This window comes from Bartonella sp. B10, assembly GCF_053794435.1.
In genome coordinates, this window is record NZ_CP200030.1 from 1,307,628 (window position 1) to 1,334,093 (window position 26,466).

Below are 26,466 nucleotides of genomic sequence, written 5' to 3' on the forward strand. Positions count from 1 at the left end.
GATAAATTGCTATGAAGGGTAAACATATAGCTGTGTTGATGGGGGGTATTTCTTCTGAACGACCCGTGAGTTTGTCTTCAGGAGCTGCTTGTGCTGATGTTCTTGAAGCTAGGGGGTATCGTGTGAGCCGTGTAGATGTTGATGGTCATATCGCTTCTGTTCTTGAGCAATTACAGCCTGATGTTGCTTTTAATGCGTTGCATGGCTTATTTGGTGAGGACGGTTGCATACAGGGTATTCTTGAGTATTTAAAAATCCCTTACACTCATTCTGGGGTGAGGGCGTCGGCATTAGCAATGGATAAGGGGCGTGCAAAAATTGTTGTCGCTAATGTTGGTGTTTCTGTTGCTCCTTCTTATGTAATGAGCCGCTTTGCTGTAGCGCAAGAGCATCCTATGGATCCTCCTTATGTGATTAAACCTGTGAGTGAAGGATCTAGTTTTGGTGTTGTGATTGTAGAAAATCATGAATCATTTCCACAGTATAATATTGCGGGTGATGAGTGGGCTTATGCAGATGAGGTGATGGTTGAGAAGTATATTCCTGGACGTGAATTGACTTGTGCTGTTTTGGGGGATGAGGCTTTGGATGTTTGTGAAATTATACCCGATCAGAATTTTCAGTTTTATGATTATAACTCTAAGTATAAATCTGGTGGCTCTCTTCACATTTGCCCAGCACGGCTTTCATTAAATATTTACCAAAAAGTGCAAAGAATGTCTTTGGCGGCGCATCAGGCGATAGGTTGTCGAGGTGTTAGCCGTTCTGATTTTCGTTTTAATGAGGAAACAGGAGAATTGATTTGGCTTGAGATTAATACACAGCCCGGTATGACGTCGACATCTCTTTTTCCTGATATTGCAAAAGCGAGTGGTCATACTTACGGTGATGTTGTTCAATGGATGGTGGAGGATGCGTCGTGTCTACGTTAAATATTGGTGAAACAAATGTTTCGATGATGCCATTGGGGTCGGTTTTGTCGCGCCTCTATCGTCGCTTTCGTCTGTTTATATTTGGATTTATTTTTACTAATATTTATGTGCCTCGCCATTTTGGTTCCTTTTCGGTTTTATTTTTTTTCTTTGTCATTGTTCTTTATGGAGTCTCATCTAATGATCGTGTTGGGATAATAATGAAGGATGCGATGTCGGATGTTGGTTTTTTGATCACAGATGTCGACATAAGTGGTAATAGGCGTTTGGTGAAACAAGAAGTTTTGAAAATTTTGGGGCTTGATGTTTCTACCTCAATACTTAGTTTTGATGTTGATAAAGCGCGTTCTATTTTGGAGCGGCAAGTTTGGGTTCAGTCGGCTAATGTTCAAAAAATTTATCCTAATAAAGTGTGTATTGCGCTTGTGGAGCGAGAGCCGTATGCGATTTGGCAGCATGGTGGTGTGATGGATGTCATTGATAGCACGGGGCGTGTGATTATGCCGTTTCAAGGAGGTGTAGTAAGGAATTTGCCTCTTGTGGTTGGGCGTGGTGCGCAAAATGCTGCCAAGGCGTTTATCCAAGAGCTTTCTGCATATTCGCAATTTTATGATCGTGTTCGTGCTTATGTACGTGTCGGTGATAGGCGTTGGGATCTTGTTTTGGATAATGGAATACGCGTTATGTTACCTGAGCATAATGCATTGGAAAGGATCGCTTATCTCATTAAGAAAGGTATAGCACAAGATCTTTTTTCACGTGATATTTTGAGTGTTGATTTGCGTCTTTTTGATCGGATTACGGTCTCTTTGTCGGATGAGGCGTTAAAGCATCGTAGGATCGCGGTAGCGGAAGAGAAGCGCATTTTGAATGCGCTAAAGGGGGGGGTATGATGTTACTGAGATCACCTCATATAGGTACGCGTAGAGCACGTCTTTTGACGGTTTTGGATGTAGGGTCAAGTAAGGTCGTTTGTCTTATTGCCTGTTTGCGTCCTTTGAAGCATGCCCAATATTTACATGGTCGTACATATTCGGTAGAGATTTTAGGCTTTGGTGTGCAACGCTCATGCGGTATAAAGTCGGGTATTGTTAGGGATATATTTGCAGCGGAACAATCAATACGATTGGCTGTTGATGCGGCAGAAAAAATGGCTGGTTTGGTAGTGGATTCTGTAATTGTGAATTTTTCTTCAAGTCGATTACAGGGTTCCCTTATTAATGGTGTAGTGCGTTTGGGTGGTCGCGAAGTAACTATGCGTGACGTTCGGATGGCTTTCGCAAATGCTTCTCGTAAAGCTTTTGATGCTGATCGTCATGTTTTGCATTCAGTTCCTGTGTCCTATACATTAGACGGGGATAAGGGGATTTCTGATCCTGTCGGGATGGTTGGGGAATTATTTGGCGTGGATGTACATGTTGTTATGGCAGAAACAGCTTCTTTGCGTAATTTAGAAACCTGTATTAATCGTGCACATTTAAGTGTTGAAACAATGGTTGCGACTCCCTTTGCAAGTGGTCTTGCTGTTTTAATTAATGATGAGGCACGTTTAGGCGCAGCGTGTATTGATTTTGGTGGTGGAACAACAACATTTTCAGTATTTTCTGAGGGAAAATTTGTCCATGTAGATGCTTTGGCGGTTGGTGGAAATCATGTGACTCTTGATGTTGCGCGCGGATTTTCTATTTCTATTGAAGAGGCGGAACGTTTAAAGGTCGTAGAGGGCTCTGCGCTTTTGTCGAGTACCGATGATCGGCATATGATTAATGTAGCAGAAATTGGGAGTGAGCGTCGTGAAATTCAATATCCACGTTCTGTTCTTAGCCGTATCATTCGTGCACGTGTTGAAGAAATATTGGAGATGGTGCGTGATTGTTTGAATCGTTCTGGTTTCGGCTACATTATTGGTAAGCGTGTTATTTTGACTGGGGGGGCAAGTCAGTTACCGGGGTTGCCAGAAATGGCACGTACTATATTGGGAAGAAATGTTCGTATAGGGCGGCCTTTGGGTGTTTCTGGGCTTCCTACTCTTGCAAAAGGGGCGGCATTTTCATCTGCTGTCGGATTGTTGATTTATCCGCAATTGGCTGGTTTTGAAGAAAAAACAGTACAGGATGCAATAAATCACTTATCGACAGGCACGCATGGGTATTTGAGGCGTGTTGGTCAGTGGTTGCGTGAAAGTTTTTAAGTAAAGTCTATTTGGATAAAGTTAATTTTCATCGCTTTCGCTTGCGATGTCTTATAAGAAGGAAAAGAAAATGACGATTAATCTGCATCGTCCAGATATCGCGGAATTGAAGCCACGTATTACCGTTTTTGGTGTTGGTGGTGGTGGTGGTAATGCCGTGAACAATATGATTAATGCTGGTCTTCAGGGAGTTGATTTTGTTGTTGCTAATACAGATGCTCAGGCTTTAGCTATGTCAAAAGCTGAACGTCTGATTCAACTTGGTGAAAAAGTGACTGCAGGTTTGGGTGCTGGCGCTCTACCAGAAGTCGGGCGAGCAGCTGCAGATGAATGTCGCGATGAGATTATTGATCATCTTGCAGATTCTCATATGATTTTTATTACTGCAGGTATGGGGGGAGGTACTGGAACTGGAGCAGCTCCCGTTGTTGCTCGTGCAGCACGTGAAAAAGGTATTTTGACTGTTGGTGTTGTAACAAAACCGTTTCAGTTTGAAGGTGCTCGTCGTATGAAAACGGCAGAGGTTGGTATTGCGGAATTACAAGAAGCTGTTGATACATTGATTGTTATTCCTAACCAAAATCTTTTTCGTATCGCAGATGATAAGACAACATTTGCTGATGCTTTTGCTATGGCTGATCAGGTTCTTTACTCCGGTGTCGCTTCTATTACGGATTTGATGATTAAAGAAGGGTTGATTAATCTTGATTTTGCTGATGTGCGTTCTGTTATGCATGAAATGGGGCGTGCGATGATGGGAACTGGTGAAGCTTCTGGTGAAGGGCGTGCTCTAGCTGCTGCTGAAGCTGCTATTGCGAATCCATTGTTAGATGATACTTCTATGCGTGGTGCACGTGGTCTTTTGATTTCCATTACTGGTGGTCGTGATATGACTTTATTTGAAGTTGATGCAGCTGCTACTCGTATTCGGGAAGAAGTGGATGCTGATGCAAATGTTATTTTTGGTGCGATTGATGATGAGTCGTTAGAGGGTGTTATTCGTGTATCAGTTGTTGCTACGGGTATCAACCGAGAAGCTAATGATATGGTTCAGCCTTCTCAATCTAAATTGCAGAGACCTGCAGCTCCAACTCGTAAGAGTGATTCTGGAGCGCCACAAGCTCCTTTTTATCCTCAGCCGTCTCGTTCTGAATCAATGGTAGAGGTAGTTGAAGCGCTTGAGATAGAAATGAGTAAATCGGCTGAAGAACAATTTCGTCCTAAAAGCCAAATTTTTGCACAGCCTGCAGATGCGATGCCTGCACGAAGTGTGAATACTGCTTCTCATAAGCCAAGTGTTGTACATGGGCAGGTATTAAATGCTCCGCGTATGCAAGTTGGTCGTGGTTCTCAACAGTCTGCAGCAGCAGCAGTGAGTATGGAGGCGACATCGCATATTCTTGATGAAATGACTGAATTTGTGAAACAGAAGGAGAAATCATTGCAACAAATGCAGTCTCGCTCAACACCGGTGCGTATGCCGGAGTTAAAGGATTTTCCTCCTGTTGCACGTTGTCGAAATGAAAAGCCGTATGCTGTTGATCAAGGGCCTCGCAATCTTTGGCAGCGTTTAAAACAAAGTTTGACATATCGGGATGGTGATGAGCCAGAAGCTCGGTTAGAGCCTGCAGTAAAATCTTCTCAACAGCAGGAAAACCGTTCTTATAATAAAAATTCTCAGACGCTTTCTCAAGATGCTTCTGTTTATGTTCCACGCCGTTCTGGTGAATTGCATCCAAGTGCATCGCAAGATCAGCGTACTTTTTTAAGTGAAGAAGATCAATTGGAGATACCGGCATTTTTGCGTCGTCAGGTAAATTAATTGTATAAAAAATAGGAAAAGGAGAAGTTTCAATATTTCTTTTGTGGTTGAGTAGAATATTTGTTTTGCAAAATACACTATACTTTCGTTGAAAGTTTTTGCATTTTTTCAGGTCTGTTGCTGTAAATGGACTTGTGATGTGTGATGAATGTGGTTTTATATTTTTTAATATTCTAAAAAACATACAAACAACTCAATGAAGCAATACTATGAAGTTTATGCAAAAATATCAATCCACTCTTAAAAAGGACGTGATATTTAAAGGTTATGGTGTTCATAGCGGGTGTTTATCTACAGTAACAATTCATCCCACAAATGCTGGATGTGGAATTATATTTAAGCGTTGTGGAATGGATGGAAGAGAACACGCATTTCAAGCACATGCGTCGCAAATAGGAGGAACTGAGCTATCGACAGCGCTTGGGTATGGAGATGTAAGAATTGAGACGATTGAACATTTGATGGCTGCGATTACAGCCTATGATTTGGATAATCTTATTATTGAAGTGAAAAATAATGAGATACCCATTCTGGATGGTTCTTCATGGCAGTATTGTCAAAGTTTTGAAGAAGTTGGTGTCGTGCGGCAAGATATGTTGCGTTCTTATTTCATCATAAAAAAGCCAATACGAGTTGAAGTAGGTAATTGTTTTGCAGAGTTTTTGCCGTTTGATGGACGTCGATTTGATATAACAATCTCTTTTTCTTCTCCTGCTATCGGTACACAACATCTGATTTTTGATCTTAGCTTAGAAAATTTTCGAGATAATTTATCACGTGCACGTACTTTTGGTTTTATAAGAGATGTAGAAAAATTACGGAATTTGGGAAAAGGATTTGGTGCTTCTTTAGAAAATTCCCTTGTTATTGATCTTAATGATCAAATCATGAATCCAGGTGGTCTTTATTGGAAAAATGAGTGTGTTCGGCATAAAACACTTGATGCGGTTGGTGATACTGCTTTACTTGGAGCACCTTTCATTGGATTGTTTCGTTCATATTGTGGTGGACATAAGATTAATTTAGAATTAGTTAAAACTGTTTTAGCAGATGAATCTTGTTACAAAAAAATTCATTTATAGGTTCAGTATAGTAAAAGAGTAATTTCAAAGATTTTATTGTGCTCTATTCGGTTGTTGAAGGTATGATTGACCTAAGCTTATAAGTTGGCTAATTGATTTTTAAATGGTATGATATGAAGATCTTTGATAAATAATGTTTGCTACAAGGTGGTGTTTTTGGAGGCCAGAAGGAATATGAAAAAGTCTCACATATGCATTAAAAATACGAAATATAGAAAGTCTCGAATTGTGCACAAAGTATTAAGTGGGATTCTTTTAGGGAGTGTCTTGTCTCTGGCTGGCTGTTTATTTCAAGATAAAAATACTCTTAGTCCATCAGCATATGTTTTGGCAATAGATCCACCAGATATTCTATACAATCAGGCGCTTGCCTACTTTAATAACGGACGACTTAAAGAGGCAGCAAAAAAATTTTTTACAATTGAAAAACAGTATGCTTATACCGATTGGGGTCGTAAGTCTTTGGTTATGGGTGCTTTTACAAATTATCAGCTTGCTAATTATGATGATGCAGTTAGCATGGCTCAGCGCTATATTACTCTTTACCCAGGATCGGATGATGCCGATTATGCTTATTATATCATTGGCCTTGCTTCTTTTCGTCGGATTCCTAGTGTCACATATGATCAACAAGACACTAAGCGTGCTATTGCTGCTATGCAATTGCTTTTGGAGCGCTATCCAAAATCTAAGTATGTCAAAGATGCTAAAGAAAAAATACGTTTTGGGAGAGAGCAGCTTGCTGGTAAAGAAATGCAGATTGGTCGTTACTATGAAAAAGATCGGAAATATCTTGCTGCAAGTAGAAGATTTCGTACGGTGATTGAAGAATACTCAGATACAAATCAAGTTGAGGAAGCGCTTTTTCGCTTAACTGAAGTCAATCTTGCTCTTGGTTTAATTTCAGAGGCACAGGCATCAGCAGCTATTTTAGGACGTAATTATCCAGAAAGTGAGTGGTATAAATTTTCTTATAATTTATTAAAGAAGAATGGTATATCGCCGCAGGATCATAAATCTTCTTGGGTTTCAAGCACGTTTAGTGGTGATAAGAATGGGGTACGTTGATTCTATATGCTGACACAGCTTTCGATTCATAATATCGTCTTGATCGAAACGCTTGAGATTAATTTTACGGCGGGTTTATCAGTTTTAACTGGGGAAACCGGTGCTGGGAAGTCTATTTTACTTGATGCTTTATCGTTGGCTCTTGGTAGTCGTGGTGATTCTTCTCTTGTGCGTCATGGTGCCGCACAAGGGCAGGTGACAGCTGTATTTGATGTATCTATTTCACATCCTGTGCGTCATCTTATCCGTGCAAATGGTTTGGATGATGAGGGTGATATTATTTTACGACGAATTCAGTCGAGTGATGGTCGTAGCCGTGTTTTTATTAATGATCAAGTGGCTAGTGTTGCGTTAATGCGTGATGTTGGACGTATGTTGGTTGAAATTCATGGACAGCACGATGATCGTGCATTTTTTGATATTGCTACGCATCGCCAACTATTAGATGCTTTTGCCGGGCTTGAAGATGAAACAGAGAATTTGCGTCGGCATTATCAGGTATGGCGTAAATTTGAAGAGCGTTTGCAACAACAGCGTACTAAAGTGGAATATGCTGTGCGTGAGGCTGATTATCTTCGTGCGTGTGTAGAAGAGCTTGATAGGCTCGATTTTCAAGTTGGTGAAGAAAATGCATTATCTCTTCGTCGTGGAGATATGCTTAGATTAGAAAAGGTAGCGACAGATATTAAGGAGGCTGATGATCTCTTAGGCGGTTCAAAATCACCAATTCCTGTTCTTTCCAATTTGGTTAGACGTCTAGAAAGGAAAATTCCTGAGGCGCAAGATATGATTGCACCTGTAGTAAAGTCTCTTGATGATGCGTTGCATGCACTTGCAACAGCACAAGATGATATTAAATTAGCAATGCAGGCATTGGATTTTGATGCTGGTGAACTGGAGCGGATAGAAGAACGACTTTTTTCTCTTCGTGGTTTTGCTCGTAAATATCATGTTTCCGTGGATGAATTAGCTCAATTGCGTGATAAAATGGATGCTGAGCTTGCTGATTTTGAAGAGGCTAAGAACACGTTGGCGCATTTTGAAGATGAGGTGCGGAAAGCAAAAAAAAACTATGATACATTGGCTCAATCACTATCAATAAAACGTCGAGAAGCAGCAAATCGCTTATCTGAGCGCGTTATGATCGAGTTACCTGAATTGAAATTAGAAAAGGCAGAATTCATAGTTGAAATACAGAGTGATGCTGAACAACGCAGTGCAGATGGTATAGATCGTATTGAATATTGGGTTCGAACAAATCCTAAAACACGGGCTGGGCCGATGCTTAGCGTGGTTTCTGGTGGTGAACTGTCTCGTTTTTTATTGGCATTAAAGGTTGTTTTATCTGATCGTGGATCAGCTCCTACGTTGATCTTTGATGAAATTGATACTGGGGTTGGTGGGGCTGTTGCAGCTGCTATCGGGCAAAGATTGCAGCGTTTATCAGAAAATGTTCAAGTTTTTGCTATTACGCACGCGCCGCAGGTGGCATCTAAAGCGAATAGTCATTTTCTTATTTCAAAAATTGAAAATGTCGATGAAGGGTATTTCATTACAGCTGTTCATAGAATGGAAGAGCATGAGCGTGAAGAGGAAATTGCGCGTATGTTAGCAGGAGAACAGATTACTGAGGAGGCACGTGCGGCGGCTAAGAAGCTTTTAGCACAGATGTGATGAAATATTGATTGCACATATTATATGCATTTAAATTTTCTTGAGAAAAATTGGAGTTAAGAAATCGTACAGTTTTGATATACGATTTTGAATGAGGTTTATGGATAAGAACGTAATAAAAAATTTAACTGCTCTTGAAGCAGAAAGAGAGTTGGAGTGGTTAGCAAAAGAAATAGCACGTCATGATGTTCTTTATAATAACAATGATCAACCTGAAATTTCTGATGCACAATATGATGCTCTTCGTCGTCGCAATGCAGAGATTGAAGCTCTGTTTCCCGAGTTAATTCGTGCAGATTCTCCTTCATATAGAATTGGTGCACCGGTTTCTGAGAAATTTGAAAAGTCTGTTCATACACAGGCAATGCTTTCTCTTGATAACGCTTTTAGTTCTGAAGATGTTAGTGAATTTGTTGCGCGCATTCGTCGCTTTTTACGATTTCCAAAAACACAGATATTAGAGATGACAGCTGAGCCAAAGATTGATGGTTTATCCTTATCTTTGCGTTATGAAAAAGGAAGGCTTGTGTGTGCTGCAACGCGTGGTGATGGGTACGTAGGTGAGAATGTCACAATGAATGCGCGGACGATTTCTGATATTCCCAAAGTTTTGCAGGGTAATTTTCCTGATATTATAGAAATTCGTGGTGAGGTTTATATGAGGCGGGAGGATTTCCAAGTTCTCAATATGAATCATCAAAGAGAAGGGAAATTGATTTTTTCTAATCCTAGGAATGCTGCAGCCGGTTCTTTGCGTCAGCTTGATTCACGAGTAACTGCCAGCAGAAAGCTTAAATTTTTTGCTTATGCTTGGGGTGAAGTAAGTGAAATGCCAGCAAAAAGCCAAATGGGAATGATAAAAAAGTTAAAAGAATATGGCTTTGTTATCAATCCATTAACAAAAGTTTTTAAGACAGTAGAAGAGATTCTTGCATATTATCATGATATCGAAAAGAGTCGTTATTCTTTAAGCTATGATATTGATGGGGTTGTTTATAAAATTAATGATTTGGTGCTACAAATGCGTTTGGGATTTGTATCTCGTTCGCCACGTTGGGCAGTTGCACATAAATTTCCCGCAGAAAAAGCAATAGCTCTTTTGGAAGGTATTGATATTCAAGTAGGTAGAACAGGAGCATTAACTCCTGTTGCACGTCTTTCACCTATTACCATTGGGGGGGTAGTGGTTACCAATGCAAGTTTGCATAATGAAGATTATATTAAGGGGATTGGTCATAAAGGTGAAACCATTCGTGAAGGGCGTGATATCCGTGTGGGTGATACGGTGATTGTACAGCGTGCTGGTGATGTTATTCCCCAAATTGTTGATATTATTCCTGAAAAGCGTCCTCTAAATTTGCCTGCTTTTGTTTTCCCTCATTTATGTCCATCTTGTGGAAGTTATGCTGTTCGTGAGATAGATGAAGCTGTGCGTCGATGTACTGGTGGACTTATTTGTCCAGCACAAGCGATTGAACGTATTTGTCATTTTGTTTCGCGTAATGCTTTTGATATTGAAGGATTTGGTAAAAAACAGGTGGAGTTCTTTTTTCATATTCAAGATGAGACACTTTGTATTCATACACCAGCTGATATTTTTACTTTACAACGACGCCAAGAAAAATCTTTGACCCGTTTAGAAAATATGGAAGGTTTTGGTACTGTTTCAGTTCGTAAACTTTATGATGCTATTAATGCTCGTCGACAAATTTCTTTAAGCCGTTTTTTGTTTGCATTAGGAATTCGTCATGTTGGAGAAGTGAATGCACGACGTCTTGCACGTGCTTATCACAATTATATTTCTTTTGAAACTGCAGTAACATCAGCTATTATGCCGTGTAATAGGATGAATAAAGAAGGAAATGAAGATTGGATAGAGCTTACTAATATTGAAGGGATTGGACCTCGTGTAGGCAGAGCAATTATTGATTTTTATCGAGAAGAACATAATCGCAATATTTTATCTTCTTTATTTAAAGAAATAACATTTCTTCATGAAGAGCACGTGATGACAGATTCTTCGCCGATAGCAGGAAAGACAATCGTTTTTACAGGAACTTTGGAGCATATGTCACGTGATGAAGCGAAAACATTAGCAGAACGTCTAGGTGCAAAGACGTCCGGTTCTATTTCTAAAAAAACTGATTTGCTTGTTACAGGAATTGGAACCGGATCGAAATTGGTCAAAGCACAAAAGCTAGGCATTGATGTTATGGATGAAAAAACTTGGTTACAGCTCATTGATGGGCATTATATTTAGGATTTTTTCTTTTAAATATAATGGTTAGTATTTTATAAGAAAAGTAAAAAGGTATTTTATATTGGTTAATTTAAAGAGGCATAGTTGCCTCTTTCGCCCATTTTTTATCTTCTTCGTTTAAGTATGGCGCATTAACGTGATAAACGTGAGCATGATAATCATTGAGCCATTGTCGTTCCTGTGATGTTAAAAGATCTGGAAGGATTAATCTCTTATCAATGGGGCAGTTTGTCAATGTTTCAAATGAAAGCATATCTATGCCACCATCAGTAATTTTTTCTGCTGGTTTTACGATCATTAGATTTTCAATACGAATACCAAAAACGCCTTCACGGTAATATCCCGGTTCATTTGAAATAATCATTCCGGGTACAAGTTCTTGGCTTCCATGACGTGAAAGATTCTGTGGACCTTCATGAACAGATAGATAAGATCCAACTCCATGACCAGTGCCATGTGCATAATCAAAACCATTCTTCCACAGTGCGATGCGCGCCAGTACATCAATGTCTTGTCCGCGAGTGCCTTTTGGAAATCGTGCAGTTGAAAGAGAAATCATACCTTTTAGGACAAGAGTAAAACAACGTTTTTCTTCTTCTCCAATATTCCCAATTGCTACTGTACGCGTGATATCTGTTGTTCCATCGCGATATTGTCCACCTGAATCAATAAGATAGAGCTCACCATCATTTAGTTGTTTATTTGTTTCAGTAGTTACGCGATAATGAATAATTGCACCATTTGCTCCTGCTGCTGAGATTGTATCAAAAGACAAATCTGCAAGTTCTTCTCCCATTTCTTTTGCTGTTATTATGCGGTATTCTTCTAATTTTTGGGCAGCAAAAATTTCGCTTATGCTGCTAGGTGTTTGTTTATCCAGCCAAGAAAAAAAACGAATAAGTGCTACACCGTCACGCAAATGTGCATTGCGTGCGCCATTTAATTCTATATTATTTTTAATAGCACGTGGTAAGGCAACAGGATCGGTCATCTTAATGAAAGAGCTGCCTTCTGCTTCAATAACAGTGCGTAACTTTTCGCATGTTAGATATGGGTCTAAAGCAAAAGCTGTTCCTTTTTGAATATAATCCTTCATTTTTGAAATAAGCTGTTCTGGTTCATATAATTGCGCATATCTTTGCAGATATTGCTTTTGTTCTATGCCAAGTTTTTTATTATCAATGAATAAAGTTGGCATTTCTGTGATTGAAATAATAGCAAAACAAAGAATAAAAGGTGTGTTAGAAACATCATTGCCACGTATATTGAATAACCATGCAATAGATGAAGGATCTGTAAAAATAAAAGCATCTGCATTAGCTTGTTGTATATTTTTGCGAACTAATGTTAGCTTTTCATCAGTATTGCATCCTGCATATTTTAGAGGATGAATTGACAATGCAGACTGCGGTAATTGTGGTTGATTATGCCAGATAAGATCAACGGGATTGGGGTGAATTGCTATAAGTTTTCCACCTGATTGCAATTCTAATGCTTGTTTCAATGAATCTGTGGCAGCAATAGTGTGAAGCCACGGATCGAAGCCAATAGAAAGCTTTTGCTTACTTTTTTCAAACCACTGAGATGGTGAGCAAGTTGCTAGATCTTCATAATCAAAAATACGAGAGTCAGTTTGTTGGCGAACTTGAATTTTATAGCGTCCATCTGTGAATATAACAGCCTTATCTTTTAAAATTAATGCGATACCAGATGAACCAGTGAATCCAGTTATCCAACTAAGTCGTTGAGCATGTGGAGGGACATATTCCCCTTGATGTTCGTCTGCACGTGGAATTAAAAAGCCATCTACTCCGAGATGATTAAGTTTTTTACGGAGGGCAGAAATGCGTTCTTCAGAATAGGCTGGATTTGTTGTTGCCTCAAAAGACTGGTACATAATAACGTCCTTTTTTATTTCATATGTATAGTAACCCATCCTTGACGGTGGTATGTTTCAATATGTGTTAGACCCTGTTTTATATAAGCATCTAGAACATAGTCATGTTGTTCTTCAAGGATTCCAGATAATATGAGTGCTCCACCTTTTTGAAGTATTGGTACTATTTTGTTGGCAAGTTCAATGAGAGGGTTGGCAAGGATATTGGCAACAATGAGATCAAAAGGTGCACGGGATGTAATTTGTTTATGGTCAAGATTTGCTGCTGTCACAGCTGTGATATATTTTTTAACACCATTTAGCTGTATATTGTGTTGTGCCACTTGGATAGCAACTGGGTCGATATCAGATGCCAGTACAGAAATAGGCTTAAGCATTGCGATACCAATGGCTAATACTCCGCTTCCAGTACCAAGATCAAAGGCATTTTGTGGATTTTCATTTTGCATCACTTTAGCAATCATTTCCAAACATCCGGATGTTGTTCCATGATGTCCTGTACCAAAAGCTTGATTAGCATCAATTTCAATGGGTAAAACATTAGGAGGAATATGATTTCGGTTATGGCTTCCATGAAGAAAAAAAGGACCAGAATGTACGGGTGTTAGTCCTTCAAGACTTTGTTTGACCCAATCAATATCTGGCAAAATTTCTATATTAATTTGACTGATATCTACAGCAAGGATGCGCGCAAAACACTCTGAAGCATACTCTTGGCTTTCTTTATCTATATAAAGTGAAAGTTCATATACAGCATCTTTTTCATCTATTTCTACAAGAGCAAGAGGATATCCTTTTTCTTCAAAGGCTGTTTCCATAAGGTCATAACATCGTTCTGCTTCGTTTTTGAAAGCAGTATAATATAGGCGAATCTGTTGTGACATCCTGCCCTTTCTTTAAAAAGCTTTGCTTAGTTTGCGATGAGTTTCTTAAGCCGCCTAATGGCAATATCATCTTGTAATTCATCACTGCTTTCTTCAATTTTATAAGGAATAGTGTTAGCTAACTTTCCACCTTTTTTAAGTAAGAAGATTGCAGCTGTATGCTCATAGGTATAATTACCATTGTCCCCAGGTATTTTTTTTGAAAAGATTTTAAAAGAAGATACCATTTTATGAACTTTTTCAGGGTCTCCACTAATACCAATAATTTTATTATTAAAATTATTAAGATAATTATGAAGAACCTCTGGTGTATCGCGCTCAGGATCAACAGTGACAAACCATATCCCCAATTTATCAGCATCCGATCCAAGCTCTGTAAGCCATCGATCAAGATTAGTTAGCGTAACAGGGCAACTCTCAGGGCACATAGTGAAGCCGAAGAAAATAGCTGAAGGTTTGCTACGAATATCAGCCTCAGTAACAATTCTACCATTAGAATCAATGAGTGTAAAACTTTCACCTATAGGCCTATTTTCTAACGCATCATAGATAAAAACACCAGCAAGAAATATGATTGTTAGCACCAAGATGCGAATTACATTTTTCATAACTTAACCTTCTTAAAGTACCAAAGAATTGTAGCATTCATAGGTTGGTTTTGCAATCTTTGTTTATAGCTTATTTTGTTTGCTTGGTTGTGGCATGTTTGTTACTTTACATTGATGAATTGTAGAAAGATAAAAGAATATTCGGAAATATCTTTGATGTTATAATGCTGCTTTTTACACCAATAAATAATATAACTGTATAGTTGCAAATGAGGATACTGCATAGAAAATTGATGAATGGACAGTTTTTATGTGATTCAGCTAATAGGAGAAATTATTTGGAGTATAACAGTGAGGTGTCTCAACGCTATAGGGTGTTTTATTTTATTGCATTTCATTATATGCTAATATCTTAGATGATTTTATACCACAATTTCGGAATAGAGTGTGGCATAACGTATGAATTTAACGTGGTTTAGTGATTGTGTTTTTGATAACGGTTGGATGTAGTGTAATCATCGGAGCTGAGGCTGTTATAATGTATCTAGTGCAGTCATTATGATAATTTTTAGAGGGTGGTTGTGGATATATGATCCAAGATAAGCTGATTTAGATATTTTGAGACATAAAAGTTCATAATACGTTATTCAAAAAACATTAATTAGGATATGTAGAAGTAGTGTCCAAAGTAAAAAACAGGTTTTCTTTTAGATTAAAGAAAGGCTTGTCGTGTTTGTTGCTAAGCTTTGGTTACAAAGTTATCAAGAACACGCTTCTCTCCAGCTTTATCGAACATAATAGTTAACTTATTATCGTCTACTGCTGTGACACACCCATAACCGAATTTTATGTGAAAAACTCGATCATTTATTAAAAATTTTAATGATGTATTGGAGATTGATTGAGAGAATATGTTTTTTTCAATATTTTTTCGTTCACAATTCCATTTTGATGTTGGATTATCATTATAAGAGGGATTTTGATGTTTCAAGTGTGATTTTCCATAGCTATCATAAAATGCTTCTGTTTTTATTACTTCTATATGTTCTTCTGGCAGTTCATTAAGAAAACGGGAGGGAGTTGTAGATTGCCAAAACCCATGAACTCTTCGATTAGACACAAACCATATATGCAGGTGTTTTTTTGCTCTTGTCAGCCCCACATAAGCTAATCGTCGTTCTTCTTCTAATCCTAAACGACCACCTTCATCTAATGAGCGTTGATGAGGAAAGAGGCCTTCTTCCCAACCAGGAAGAAATACTGTTTCAAACTCAAGTCCTTTGGCTGCGTGAAGAGTCATGATGTTGACTGCATCCATATTTTCATTACTTTCAGAGTCCATAACCAATGCAACATGTTCTAAAAAGCTATGAAGGCTTTCAAATTGTTCCATAGATCGGATCATCTCTTTGAGATTTTCTAACCGTGTTGGCGCTTCTGGTGAGCGATCTTCTAACCACATAGCTGTATAGCCTGAATCATCAAGAATTATTTCGGCAAGCTCTTTATGAGGTGTAGCTTGTAGCATATTCTGCCAACGATGAAAATTTTCAACAATATTCCGTAAGGCATTGCGTGCTTTAGGTTTTAGCTCGTCTGTCTCAATTATTTCAGCTGCAGCAGTAAAGAGAGGAATAGAACGTGCTCGCGCACTCGCATAAAGAGTGCGTAGAGTTGCGTCTCCCAAACCGCGTTTAGGTGTATTGATAATACGTTCAAAAGCTAAGTCATCTTCTGGTTGGATAACAACACGAAAATAAGCCATGGCATCACGTATTTCCATCCGTTCATAAAAACGGGGACCACCAATAACACGATAATTAAGACCAAGGGTTACAAAGCGATCTTCAAATTCACGCATCTGAAAAGATGCTCTTACTAATATAGCTATATGATTTAATGAATGACCATTTTGTTGTGCTTGTTCAATTTTCTCTCCGATTGCGCGCGCTTCTTCTTGTGAATCCCATGCTGAATGAATTTTAACTTTTTCTTCTTCGGTATTTATTTTATCAGAAAAGAGAACTTTTCCGAGTCTCCCTTGATTATGCGAAATAAGATGAGAAGCAGTTTTAAGAATATGCGATGTTGACCGATAATTGCGCTCTAAACGAATAATTTTCGCAGAGGGAAAATCTCTTTCAAAGCGTAATATGTTATCGATTTTAGCACCACGCCACCCATAAATGGATTGATCATCATCTCCGACACAGCAAAGATTAACTTGCTGTCCTTTGGGCTGTTGTGCTAAAAGGCGCAGCCAAAGATATTGTGCTGTATTCGTATCTTGGTATTCATCTACAAGAATATAGTGAAATTTTGAATGATATTCACGGAGAATATCTGGATTATGTTGAAAAATAGAGATAGAATGAAGTAGAAGATCGCCAAAATCACAAGCATTAAGACTCTTTAACCGGTTTTGATAACTTTGATAAAGTTCGCGTCCCATGCCGTTTCCAAAAGAATATGCTTCACTTTCTGAAATTTGTTCTGGTGAAAGCCCTTGATTTTTCCAAGCATCAACTAACATTGCAAAATTACGCGCTGGCCAGCGCTTATCATCCAATCCTTTAGCTTGAATGAGCTGTTTTAGGAGGTGGATAACATCATCGTTGTTGAGAATTGTAAAATTACTTTTCAAATTAACAAATTCTGCATGGCGCCGCAAAATTTTCGCACCAATGGAGTGAAAAGTTCCAATCCAAGTCATTCCCTCGACCGTTTCACCAATAAGCTCACAGATACGCATTTTCATTTCTCGCGCTGCTTTATTGGTAAAAGTTACAGCTAGTATTTGCTGAGGAGATGCAAGACCAGAGTGTAAAATATGAGAAATGCGGGTAGTTAGAACACATGTTTTCCCAGTCCCAGCTCCAGCAAGAACCAAAAGAGCCCCTTCTGTCCTCATAACTGCTTGTTGTTGTTCCGAATTCAGTTTCTTTAAATAATTCAAATCACATTGCGCTTCTTCTTCCTTTGCTGCTGCCGTAATATAGGAAGTTAACTTAGAACTATTCTCGCATCCAAGAATAGAAGACTCATCTTCGCAGAATGATATGTGATTAGAAAAATTACTCATTATGTTCTTTGTGTAGTATTTTTTTGATTTGAGTGCTAGGTCTAAAAACATTTTTCTTTAAAAGGATATGCAATTTTTGTTTAAATAAGGAGATAAAGATCATAAAAAAACAAAAATGAATATTGCAGATGATTTAACATACATTATGTTTTGGGAGACACTTCTTCTATTGAATATTTGGTACAAATATCTTGAGTAAGAACATTATGAAGAACATAAATGCGTAATGCAGCTGAAAGATTCACATGCTGTGGTTTTTGTTTATCAATGTTGGTGATGATAAAGGTTAAAGATCGTCCTTCTTTACGTGCTATGGCTTTTAGAATTTCCAGAAATGGTTGTTCTAAAGATACACTCGTTGAGTGCTTGTTAATACGGATAGATATTTTTCGCGGAATAGCTTTTGACCAATTAATAGGATCGTTTGTCTGCATTCTATTCCGCTCTTGTTTAATCAACGATTATTTTATGTACTCTTTATTAATTGATGAAGTTTAATGGATTTATCCATAGGCAGATTTATCTATTTTTTGCGAAAAGAATCCAAGGAAACAACATCAGCACTTTGTTTAACATCGTTGTTCGGTGATTTATTGTCTGTTTTTATATTTTGTTCTTTTTTGAATATGTTTTCCTTTTTTTGTGTATCTGATAGGGTGACAGGTGTGGATGAAGTATTTTTTGAATTCTTTTTCTCTCTAGATGTGAGATTTGAAGGTAAGTCAAATGCTGCTTCAAATGCTGCTACAGGGTCATAAAATACTTGGATAGAGGTAAAAGGAATCACTAATTTTTCGTTAATTTCTTTAAAAGAAAGTGTTACCTCAAAAGCAGTTTCTGATACACTTAAATCTCTAAATTGATGTTGTAATACGATCGTCATTTGCTCTGGATAGCGGCTTTTAAGTCGTGGAGAAATTTTTATTCCTGGTGCATTTGTTAAAAAAGTAATAAAAAAATGGTGGTTGTCTGGAAGACCTGCCTCGGCAACTTCCGATAAAACTTTACGGATAACTCCACGAAGCGCATCCTGAACGAGAATATCGTAACGGATTTGATCTTGAACCATAGAAATTTATTCCTTTTACTTTACACAGCAGTTAAACGATGAATGATATTGTGCAATGAAATGTTTCTTTAATTTAGCAATATTGTGTCTATGGTACACCTAAATTAATAAAAAAATGAAACCTTATGGCAAATAATATCTGAAAGATCAATTAATAATACTTATAAAAGTGAAGGCTTCTGTTGCCAGGTGCCTCCGGACCCCGCTTAAACCTGCGACGGTTTAAGGCTTAATTTGAAACATTCGCACTGCATTAAGCAGCGAGACGTGCTTCCGCATAGTTGTCATTTGCAACTACTGATTTAGTCCGATAACGGTGGTACTATGCCGAGTAAAAGAGCAATCTTTACACTCTTGTCGATCCTATTTCGCCCCCACCAAAATATAATTTTTATTTTTTATATTTTGGTGGAGGCGCCGGGTACCGCCCCCGGGTCCAATAAGTTTATTTCATTGTCCATTTATTACCATAGCTGGTAAGCCAGCTTCTTGAATATAGATGAAGAACAGCCTTTAGAAAAGGGGGGGGTTGTTAATATTTTAAATCCTCTAGTTATTTATTAAATGATATTATGTGGTTGTAAGGTGCAACCATTCATTCTTGGATAAGGGGTGTTGCAGAATGACAAATGATTTAGCAGATATTAAATTATACGATCCAAATCCTGATGAAGATGCTATAAAGCGACTTAGTCATCGTTTAACTTTAGTAATGGGTAAGCAGGATGCATCGTTGGTTGCTACATCAGATCCAAAAGAGTTAGAGCGTGTTGAAAAATGGGTGCAAAATGTATTAGGTACTGATGAGCAGAGCGCTAAAATAGCTGTTTCAAAAGTTACAGATATAATGTCTGAAAATCGAAGAAAAAGCCGCATGACTTTTTATTATTTAGTAGCTAAACAATTAGGTAAACTTGATAAATTATAAACTGTATAAAAACTGCATTGTATATAATTAAGTAAAAAAGCCCAATATATTGGGCTTTTTTGTCTAATATGAAAAAGTTAATGGATATCATCTCCTTGGAGATATCCCTCTTTTCGAGCATCTGGCATAAAGCAAATCGCAATAAATGCAATAATCATCATGCCTGTTATGTAAAAATAGAAGACTGATCCGTACCCAATATCTTTTAATCCAAGTGCCACAGCTTCAGCAGAACCACCAAATATTGCATTAGCGATGGCATAAGACAACCCAACTCCTATGGCTCGCACAGAAGAAGGAAACATTTCTGCTTTTACTATACCAGAGATAGAGGTATAGAAGCTTATAATGCATAGCATGCCAATAATAGCTGATAGGGCAATCCACGTATCATCAGTGTTTCCAATTAATGAAAGCCCAGGAATTGTAAAAATAATGGACAAAATACTCCAAATAAGAAGCAAAGCTTTTGTTCCAATTTTATCAGCTAAAGCACCAAATATAGGCTGAATTAACATGAAAACAAAGAGCGCAGCGGTCATTATAGTTGTAGCTGTGTGTTTATCGAATCCAGTAGTTGTAATTAGATATTTCTGCATATAAGTCGTGTATGTGTAAAATGTAAGCGACCCTCCAGCTGTAAAACCAATAACTAGAAAAAAAGCTTTCCTGTGGTTGCGCAAAAGTTCTCTAAGACTACCAGTGTTTTCTTTAGAACGACTCTCTTTGGTTGTTGTTTCGTGAAGTGAACGACGAAGGTAAATCGCGACGATTGCTCCTAGTCCACCAATAGCAAATGGAATACGCCAACCCCATGCTTTTAATTGATCTTCTGTAAGATAAAGTGCTAAAATAAATATGACAAAACTTGCAAGAAGTTGACCGCCAATGAGTGTTGTGTATTGGAAAGAACTAAAGAATCCCCTATGATTTTTGAGAGCAATCTCACTCATGTACGTTGCTGTCGTACCATATTCACCACCAACAGAAAGTCCTTGCATCATTCTAAGTAAAAGTAAAAGAATTGCCGCTGCTACTCCGATTGTTTCGTAGGTTGGAAGTATAGCAATCAGAAATGAGCCACCACACATCATAAAAACAGAGATGAGCAGGGAGCGTTTACGACCATAACGATCAGCAATATATCCGAAGAGCCATCCACCTATTGGTCGCATAAGAAAACCAATAGCAAAAACTCCTGCGGCTTTTAAAAGTTGGGCAACAACATCACCGTCTGAGGGAAAGAATTGCGATGCAAAATAAATCGATGTAAAGGAATAAACATAGAAGTCGTACCATTCTACTAAGTTACCTGATGCACTAGATATAATAGCTAGGATGCGTTTTTTTGTGTCATGCGGCGCTAAAGTTTCTTCATTCTCCATAAATCTAACCCTTTGATATGTTTATGTGTGTATCCTATTCCCCTATGTCTTTTAAAGGTTACTTACAGTATTTTATTTTTTTCGTCATCAAAATTAATCCATATTACGATAATTTTTTGTGTAAGATGTCTAGAAGGGATGTAAGTAAGATATATGGAAGGGATATGAATGATATTTTATTTGTAATAAGTCGATTTAAGTTATAACGTTTACAAAATTATAACAGTTATGAAATTATAACAGTTGTGCAAATGCATACCTTGATCTTTTAGCTTACACTTTAAGTTATAAGTTAAAGGTATATCTAAAACGTTAAACTGGGGCTAGAACGCTATTATGAAGATATACCTAGATCTTTTAGCTCATGTTTTAAATAACGGTATTGATCGTGAAGATCGAACTGGTGTTGGGACGCGGTCTGTTTTTGGTTATCAAATGCGGTTTGATTTACAGGCTGGGTTTCCATTATTGACAACGAAAAAATTACATTTTCACTCCATTGTTTATGAGCTTTTATGGTTTCTTAGAGGTGATACAAATGTTGCATGGTTGCAGGAGAATAACGTGTCTATTTGGGACGAGTGGGCTGATGAAAAAGGTAATCTTGGTCCTATTTATGGCTATCAGTGGCGTTCTTGGCCTGCTCCTGATGGCCGTCATATTGATCAAATCAGTAATCTTTTAACTATGATTAAGGAAAACCCTAATTCTCGTCGGTTAATTGTATCTGCGTGGAATCCTGCCTTGATAGAAGAAATGGCTCTGCCTCCTTGTCATTGTTTCTTTCAATTTTATGTAGCAAATGGCAAATTATCTTGCCAGCTTTATCAGCGTTCAGCAGATATTTTTTTAGGTGTTCCATTCAATATTGCTTCCTATGCGTTATTAACAATGATGATTGCACAAGTGAGTGGACTCCAAGTAGGTGAATTTATTCATGTTCTTGGAGATGCACACCTCTATTCTAACCATTTTGAACAGGCTAGATGCCAATTGTCTCGTGTACCGAATGCTTTACCAGTTGTATTAATAAATTCCGAGGTAAGAAATCTTTTTTATTTCAAATTTCAGGATTTTAAATTACTTAATTATGAAGCGCAACCACATATCAAGGCAGCAGTAGCGGTATGATTTTTCCAGTTTATTTAATTGCAGCTGTTGCAAGAAATAATGTTATCGGTTGTAAAGGTACTATGCCTTGGCATTTATCAACAGATTTGCAACGCTTTAAATCTTTGACTTTTGGTAGACCTGTTATTATGGGACGGAAGACTTGGGATTCTCTTAGTTGCCCTTTACCAGGACGAAAAAATATTGTAGTTACCCGTAATCGTGCCTTTACAGCTGAGGGTGCTGTTATTGCGCATTCTTTGAATCAGGCTTGTCACATTGCAAAAAAATTGGCTTTTCAAGATGGTGCGGATGCAATTTTTATCATTGGTGGTGGTGAAATTTTTCAACAAGGGATGAATATTGCTGATAAGATATTCCTTACGGAAATTTTGGATTCAATTGAAGGTGATAGTTTTTTTCCTGTTTTTGATAAAGAAAAGTGGACTATCGTGCAGATGCAATATATTCCAGAAGGAGATAAAGACAGTTATCCGACACGTTTTGTAGTTTATGAGCGGAGATAGTTTTTGTAGTTAGATGGAAAGAGCATATTAGTTGCATTATGATCAGATATGATCACATGCACTGTAAAATGTAAGTAAAGAATTGGTATTTATTAATGATACTGAATGAAAAGAGGTGATTATGCCCTGGACAAATCAAAATGGCGGTGGCCCTTGGAATATTGATAAAAATAAGCCTAATAGTGATAAAAAAACTACAGCTAAGAATCTCTTCGGTTCTAGTGGTAACGGTAGTGGCGATAATAATCCAAATCTTGACGATATTTTGCGTAAGGGACAAGATCAGCTTAAGCAATTTGGAGGGGTAGTTTTTTTGTTTTGTTGTTTTTATTTGCTGTATTTTGGGTGTTGTACCAGTCTATGTATATTGTGCAGCAAAATGAACAAGCAGTCGAGTTACGTTTTGGAATTCCTAAATCAAAGATTATCGGGGATGGTTTGCATTTTCACTTTTGGCCAATTGAGACCTATATGAAGGTTCCTTTAACGGAAAAAACAATTGCAATAGGTGGACAATCTGGTCAAATGCAACAAAGTGATGGTTTGATGCTTTCAAGCGATCAGAATATTGTTAATGTCAATTTTTCTATTTATTATCGGATTTCACGTCCTAGCCAATTTTTATTCAATGTAAGTGATCAAGAAGGAACAGTGCGCCAAGTTGCTGAGAGTGCAATGCGTGAAGTTATTGGTTCTCGTCCAGTCGATGATGTTTTACGTGATAAGAAAGAAGAAGTCGCAGATGACGTTAGAAAAATCATACAGTTGACTGCAGATAAGTATCAACTTGGTGTTGAAATAAATCGTGTGTCGATCAGTGAAGCTGCTCCTCCTACTAAGGTTGCAGCTGCATTTAATTCTGTTCAGCAAGCAGAACAAGAGCGTGGTCGCATGATTGAAGAGGGAAATCGTGTACGCTTCAATAAGATTGGTTTAGCTAATGGTGAGGCTTCACGTACACGGGAAATCGCAAAAGGTGAAAAGGCGCAAATGGTCGAAGAGGCAACAGGTCGTGCAGAGCGTTTTCGGGCTATAGCTCGTGAAGCCGCAATTGCACCAGAAGCTGCTCGTTATCGCTTGTATATGGAAACGATGGGACGTATTCTTTCTTCACCGAATAAGTTGGTTTTTGATCAAGCAAATTCTTCAGCGGTGCCTTATTTACCCCTGAGTGAATTGCTGCATGGTGGTTCATTGGGAAAAGTAAAGACGACATCATCGCGTCCTGCATCACCAGTGAATTCTATCGTTTCTGGAGGACGCTGATTATGCAACAATCTCGTTTTTTATTTGGTTTCAGTATTATAGTATTTGTTCTTGTGACTTTATGGATGTCCATTTTTATTGTTTATCCTCGTCAACAGGTGGTGATTAAGCGTTTTGGGCAAATTGTTAAGGTTGAGCCTAATCCTGGTATCTATATGAAGATACCATTTTTGGATAAGATGGTTGTTGTTGATAACCGTCTGTTACGTTATGATGTTCCTACACAATCTGTACAGGTTCGTGGTGGTGCTTATTATGAAGTGGATGCATTTTTTATTTACCGTATCACAGATCCTAAGCTATTTTTGCAGCGTATCGCATCTGGGCGTCCGCAAATTGCTGCGCGTGAAAATCTTGCACCACGCTTTATTGATGCTTTACGTGCTGTTTATGGTAAGAGAGAATTTAAGGCAGCTTTATCAGATGAACGTGGGATCATGATGGCTGAAGTACAGCGGCAGTTTTCTGTGGATGCAGGTTCACTGGGTATTACCATTGTTGATGTGCGTATTCGTAAAACTGATTTGACTGATGCTGTTTCTGAAGATGTATATCGCCAAATGGCTGCTGAACGTGAAGCTGTAGCAGAAAATATTCGTGCTCGTGGTCAGCAGGAAAGGGATCGTATTGTGGCAGAAGCTAATAGGGAATATGAAGAAATAGTTGCAACAGCAAAGCGTGATGCTGAAATTACTCGTGGTGAAGGTCAAGCTGAAAGTATTCGTCTTTTATTAAATGCAAGAGAATCTAATCCACCTTTTTACGATTTTTGGTTGGCGATGGAACAGTACAAGAATTTAGAGCATACCCCAATGGTTATTTCTCCGAACGAGTATTTTTTCTTTTATTTTCGTAATCCATCGCAATCAAATAGAATATCTTTGCCAGTAATGGGCACTGGTCTTAATAATGTTGCTCCAAAATCCGTGAAAGAATAGATAAAACGATAAATTGCGATTAATATTTTTGGTTGATTTCTTTTATTGTGAAAGCAGTTCTGGTGGTGAAAGGTGTGTCCTTGTCTTGTATAGATGAATTTATTGATACTTTTTTCAGCCTTTTGTAAAAGGTACATTATGAATAAAAATGTTGAAAGTAAAAACACGTCTCTGAAGTGCTTTGCCATACGAGTTACTTTTTTTGTGGTTTTGTTTTTTTCTGGCTCTATGAGTTGGTCTGAGGAAAAACGGTTGGAGAGTACGCCACTTTCCATTCCTGATTTAGCTTCTGAGCTTTTGGAAACAGTTGTGAATATTTCTATAGCACAGACAGTTGATGGAACTGAACAGGATGAACATACTTTAACGCCTGTTATTCCAAAAGATTCATTGTTGCAGGAATATTTTAGTGATTTTTTTACATCAAAAGATGGTAAGAAAAATAATCAGTTTCAAAAGGTACGTTCTTTAGGGTCTGGTTTTGTGATTGATGCGCAAAAAGGGCTTATCGTTACTAATTACCATGTTATTGTTGATGCTGATGATATTGAAGTTAATTTTACTGATGGTACAAAGCTAAAAGCTAAATTGCTTGGAAAAGATAGCAAGACTGATTTGGCACTACTTCAAGTAGATGCAGGAAGAAAAAAATTAACAGCTGTACATTTTGGTGACTCAGAGAAGGTGCGTATTGGTGATTGGGTAATGGCTATAGGCAATCCCTATGGTTTTGGTGGAAGTGTAACTGTCGGTATTATTTCTGCACGCAATCGTGATCTTAATGCTGGTCCTTATGACAATTTTATTCAAACAGATGCAGCAATCAATAGAGGAAATTCTGGGGGGCCATTATTTGACAGAAATGGTAAGGTGATTGGGATTAATACAGCAATTATTTCTCCCTCGGGAGGATCAATTGGTATTGGTTTTGCTATTCCATCTGATATGGCTCTTTCTGTTATCAATCAGTTACGTGATTTTGGAGAAATAAGACGTGGTTGGTTGGCTATCCATATTCAGCCAGTGACAGAAGATATCGCAAAAAGTTTAAAATTAAATAATGCTGCTGGGGCATTAGTTGCGGGTAAAATAAAGCATGCAGGAGTAGATAATAGCCAACTGCACATAGGAGACATCATCCTCCAATTTGGAAAATACAAAATTCAGAATGCACGCGATCTACCACGTTTAGTAGCAGAAAGTTCAGCAGGAAAAGTAGTGAATGTTACAGTTTTGCGTAATGGACAAGAAAAAATAGTAAAAGTTAAGCTGGGTCGTTTGGTTGAGACAGATGCAAATGAAAATACTGAAGAAGAATCTGATGATGAAAAAGGTGGTAACGTATCAAAAATAGAAACAATGCAATTTATGGGGATGACATTATCTGAAATTACAGATGATTTGCGTCGGAATTATTCAATTTCTGATAAGGTCAGCGGATTGGTTGTTATATCTGTTGCACAAAATAGTGTGGCTGATAGAAAAAGTATTCGAGTTGGTGAAGTGATCGTTGATATTAATCAAAGTGCAGTAACAACGGTTGATGAAGCAAAAAAACGTGTTCATAAATTGCGTGAGGCTGGGCGCAGAACCGCTTTATTTATTGTTGCTCGTCCAGATGGGGAATTGCGATTTGTTACAATGCAAATGGATTGATGCTATTCAGTTTTAGAAAAGTCTCTTACACAGGGATGTTTATACAAGGTTAGCAATTAAATTTATTTCTGTTGTGCTCTATTTTTAATAGAGAAAAGGTAACAAAATTGGAGGATTTATATTATATTTTATAATAGTCATAAGCGA

20 protein-coding genes, 1 other RNA gene and 1 pseudogene are annotated in these 26,466 nt (G+C 37.9%); 14 read left to right on the forward strand and 8 right to left on the reverse strand.

The window, feature by feature from the left end; all coding sequences use genetic code 11:
• The first annotated feature begins 11 nt into the window (after nt 1-11).
• The 8 genes from V3565_RS05515 (at nt 12) to ligA (ending at nt 11,029) form a co-directional block, all read left to right on the forward strand.
• A complete protein-coding gene (locus V3565_RS05515; RefSeq protein WP_455478185.1) occupies nt 12-932 on the forward strand; it encodes a D-alanine--D-alanine ligase in 921 nt (306 codons plus the stop codon).
• The gene (locus V3565_RS05520; RefSeq protein ID WP_455478186.1) at nt 920-1,825 is read left to right on the forward strand and encodes a cell division protein FtsQ/DivIB; all 906 of its coding nucleotides are present in this window, start codon (nt 920-922) and stop codon (nt 1,823-1,825) included. The genes V3565_RS05515 and V3565_RS05520 overlap by 13 nt, the downstream gene beginning before the upstream one ends.
• A complete protein-coding gene (gene ftsA / locus V3565_RS05525; protein ID WP_455478187.1) occupies nt 1,822-3,123 on the forward strand; it encodes a cell division protein FtsA in 1,302 nt (433 codons plus the stop codon). Before V3565_RS05520 ends, ftsA begins: the two co-directional genes overlap by 4 nt.
• A 70-nt stretch (nt 3,124-3,193) precedes the next feature.
• On the forward strand, nt 3,194-4,945 hold the full coding sequence (gene ftsZ / locus V3565_RS05530) for a cell division protein FtsZ (RefSeq protein WP_455478188.1): 1,752 nt from the start codon (nt 3,194-3,196) through the stop codon (nt 4,943-4,945).
• 209 nt (nt 4,946-5,154) lie between these two features.
• Nucleotides 5,155-6,027, forward strand: coding sequence for a UDP-3-O-acyl-N-acetylglucosamine deacetylase (gene lpxC, locus V3565_RS05535; protein ID WP_455478189.1), 873 nt, complete (start codon nt 5,155-5,157; stop codon nt 6,025-6,027).
• Nucleotides 6,028-6,201: 174 nt separating this feature from the next.
• Nucleotides 6,202-7,095 (forward strand): outer membrane protein assembly factor BamD, encoded by an 894-nt coding sequence (locus V3565_RS05540; RefSeq protein WP_455478190.1) that lies wholly within the window; start codon nt 6,202-6,204, stop codon nt 7,093-7,095.
• A gap of 6 nt (nt 7,096-7,101) precedes the next feature.
• Nucleotides 7,102-8,769 (forward strand): DNA repair protein RecN, encoded by a 1,668-nt coding sequence (gene recN, locus V3565_RS05545; protein ID WP_455478191.1) that lies wholly within the window; start codon nt 7,102-7,104, stop codon nt 8,767-8,769.
• Nucleotides 8,770-8,869: 100 nt separating this feature from the next.
• Nucleotides 8,870-11,029 carry an NAD-dependent DNA ligase LigA gene (ligA, locus tag V3565_RS05550; RefSeq protein ID WP_455478192.1) on the forward strand — a complete coding sequence of 720 codons (2,160 nt, stop codon included), beginning with the start codon at nt 8,870-8,872 and terminating at the stop codon, nt 11,027-11,029.
• A gap of 70 nt (nt 11,030-11,099) precedes the next feature.
• Here ligA and V3565_RS05555 read toward each other — a convergent pair whose 3' ends face one another.
• From V3565_RS05555 to ssrA, 7 genes are all read right to left on the reverse strand, one after another.
• Nucleotides 11,100-12,926 carry an aminopeptidase P family protein gene (locus V3565_RS05555; RefSeq protein ID WP_455478193.1) on the reverse strand — a complete coding sequence of 609 codons (1,827 nt, stop codon included), beginning with the start codon at nt 12,924-12,926 and terminating at the stop codon, nt 11,100-11,102.
• 14 nt (nt 12,927-12,940) lie between these two features.
• Nucleotides 12,941-13,810, reverse strand: coding sequence for a 50S ribosomal protein L11 methyltransferase (locus tag V3565_RS05560; RefSeq protein WP_455478194.1), 870 nt, complete (start codon nt 13,808-13,810; stop codon nt 12,941-12,943).
• 26 nt (nt 13,811-13,836) lie between these two features.
• A complete protein-coding gene (locus V3565_RS05565) occupies nt 13,837-14,418 on the reverse strand; it encodes an SCO family protein (RefSeq protein WP_455478195.1) in 582 nt (193 codons plus the stop codon).
• A 679-nt stretch (nt 14,419-15,097) separates the two neighbouring features.
• Entirely contained in the window at nt 15,098-17,440 is a 2,343-nt protein-coding gene (locus V3565_RS05570) for an ATP-dependent helicase (RefSeq protein WP_455478196.1), read from the reverse strand.
• A gap of 143 nt (nt 17,441-17,583) precedes the next feature.
• The gene (locus V3565_RS05575; RefSeq protein ID WP_455478197.1) at nt 17,584-17,874 is read right to left on the reverse strand and encodes a ribbon-helix-helix domain-containing protein; all 291 of its coding nucleotides are present in this window, start codon (nt 17,872-17,874) and stop codon (nt 17,584-17,586) included.
• Nucleotides 17,875-17,963: 89 nt separating this feature from the next.
• Nucleotides 17,964-18,509, reverse strand: coding sequence for an SspB family protein (locus V3565_RS05580; RefSeq protein ID WP_455478198.1), 546 nt, complete (start codon nt 18,507-18,509; stop codon nt 17,964-17,966).
• 168 nt (nt 18,510-18,677) lie between these two features.
• Nucleotides 18,678-19,034, reverse strand: a transfer-messenger RNA (tmRNA) gene (gene ssrA, locus V3565_RS05585).
• A 97-nt stretch (nt 19,035-19,131) separates the two neighbouring features.
• Here ssrA and V3565_RS05590 point away from each other — a divergent pair.
• Nucleotides 19,132-19,437, forward strand: coding sequence for a DUF2853 family protein (locus tag V3565_RS05590; RefSeq protein ID WP_455478199.1), 306 nt, complete (start codon nt 19,132-19,134; stop codon nt 19,435-19,437).
• Between the two features lie 77 nt (nt 19,438-19,514).
• Here V3565_RS05590 and V3565_RS05595 read toward each other — a convergent pair whose 3' ends face one another.
• Nucleotides 19,515-20,822: an MFS family transporter gene (locus V3565_RS05595; protein WP_455478200.1), complete on the reverse strand. Its 1,308-nt coding sequence runs from the start codon at nt 20,820-20,822 to the stop codon at nt 19,515-19,517.
• 336 nt (nt 20,823-21,158) lie between these two features.
• Between V3565_RS05595 and V3565_RS05600 the strand changes: the two genes are divergently transcribed.
• The 5 genes and pseudogenes from V3565_RS05600 (at nt 21,159) to V3565_RS05620 (ending at nt 26,319) form a co-directional block, all read left to right on the forward strand.
• Nucleotides 21,159-21,953: a thymidylate synthase gene (locus V3565_RS05600; protein ID WP_455478201.1), complete on the forward strand. Its 795-nt coding sequence runs from the start codon at nt 21,159-21,161 to the stop codon at nt 21,951-21,953.
• A complete protein-coding gene (locus tag V3565_RS05605; protein ID WP_455478202.1) occupies nt 21,950-22,459 on the forward strand; it encodes a dihydrofolate reductase in 510 nt (169 codons plus the stop codon). The genes V3565_RS05600 and V3565_RS05605 overlap by 4 nt, the downstream gene beginning before the upstream one ends.
• Nucleotides 22,460-22,580: 121 nt before the next feature.
• Nucleotides 22,581-23,725: pseudogene (gene hflK / locus V3565_RS05610) on the forward strand (FtsH protease activity modulator HflK).
• Nucleotides 23,726-23,727: 2 nt separating this feature from the next.
• A complete protein-coding gene (gene hflC / locus V3565_RS05615; protein WP_455478203.1) occupies nt 23,728-24,663 on the forward strand; it encodes a protease modulator HflC in 936 nt (311 codons plus the stop codon).
• Between the two features lie 138 nt (nt 24,664-24,801).
• Nucleotides 24,802-26,319 (forward strand): Do family serine endopeptidase, encoded by a 1,518-nt coding sequence (locus tag V3565_RS05620; RefSeq protein WP_455478204.1) that lies wholly within the window; start codon nt 24,802-24,804, stop codon nt 26,317-26,319.
• Nucleotides 26,320-26,466: the final 147 nt, after the last annotated feature.

Coding starts and splice junctions, on each gene's coding strand:
- V3565_RS05515 (WP_455478185.1), top strand. CDS start 12: ATGAAGGGTAAACATATAGCTGTGTTGATGGGGGGTATTTCTTCTGAA.
- ftsA (WP_455478187.1), top strand. CDS start 1,822: ATGATGTTACTGAGATCACCTCATATAGGTACGCGTAGAGCACGTCTT.
- ftsZ (WP_455478188.1), top strand. CDS start 3,194: ATGACGATTAATCTGCATCGTCCAGATATCGCGGAATTGAAGCCACGT.
- lpxC (WP_455478189.1), top strand. CDS start 5,155: ATGAAGTTTATGCAAAAATATCAATCCACTCTTAAAAAGGACGTGATA.
- V3565_RS05540 (WP_455478190.1), top strand. CDS start 6,202: ATGAAAAAGTCTCACATATGCATTAAAAATACGAAATATAGAAAGTCT.
- recN (WP_455478191.1), top strand. CDS start 7,102: ATGCTGACACAGCTTTCGATTCATAATATCGTCTTGATCGAAACGCTT.
- ligA (WP_455478192.1), top strand. CDS start 8,870: ATGGATAAGAACGTAATAAAAAATTTAACTGCTCTTGAAGCAGAAAGA.
- V3565_RS05555 (WP_455478193.1), bottom strand. CDS start 12,926: ATGTACCAGTCTTTTGAGGCAACAACAAATCCAGCCTATTCTGAAGAA.
- V3565_RS05560 (WP_455478194.1), bottom strand. CDS start 13,810: ATGTCACAACAGATTCGCCTATATTATACTGCTTTCAAAAACGAAGCA.
- V3565_RS05565 (WP_455478195.1), bottom strand. CDS start 14,418: ATGAAAAATGTAATTCGCATCTTGGTGCTAACAATCATATTTCTTGCT.
- V3565_RS05570 (WP_455478196.1), bottom strand. CDS start 17,440: ATGAGTAATTTTTCTAATCACATATCATTCTGCGAAGATGAGTCTTCT.
- V3565_RS05575 (WP_455478197.1), bottom strand. CDS start 17,874: ATGCAGACAAACGATCCTATTAATTGGTCAAAAGCTATTCCGCGAAAA.
- V3565_RS05580 (WP_455478198.1), bottom strand. CDS start 18,509: ATGGTTCAAGATCAAATCCGTTACGATATTCTCGTTCAGGATGCGCTT.
- V3565_RS05590 (WP_455478199.1), top strand. CDS start 19,132: ATGACAAATGATTTAGCAGATATTAAATTATACGATCCAAATCCTGAT.
- V3565_RS05595 (WP_455478200.1), bottom strand. CDS start 20,822: ATGGAGAATGAAGAAACTTTAGCGCCGCATGACACAAAAAAACGCATC.
- V3565_RS05600 (WP_455478201.1), top strand. CDS start 21,159: ATGAAGATATACCTAGATCTTTTAGCTCATGTTTTAAATAACGGTATT.
- V3565_RS05605 (WP_455478202.1), top strand. CDS start 21,950: ATGATTTTTCCAGTTTATTTAATTGCAGCTGTTGCAAGAAATAATGTT.
- hflC (WP_455478203.1), top strand. CDS start 23,728: ATGCAACAATCTCGTTTTTTATTTGGTTTCAGTATTATAGTATTTGTT.
- V3565_RS05620 (WP_455478204.1), top strand. CDS start 24,802: ATGAATAAAAATGTTGAAAGTAAAAACACGTCTCTGAAGTGCTTTGCC.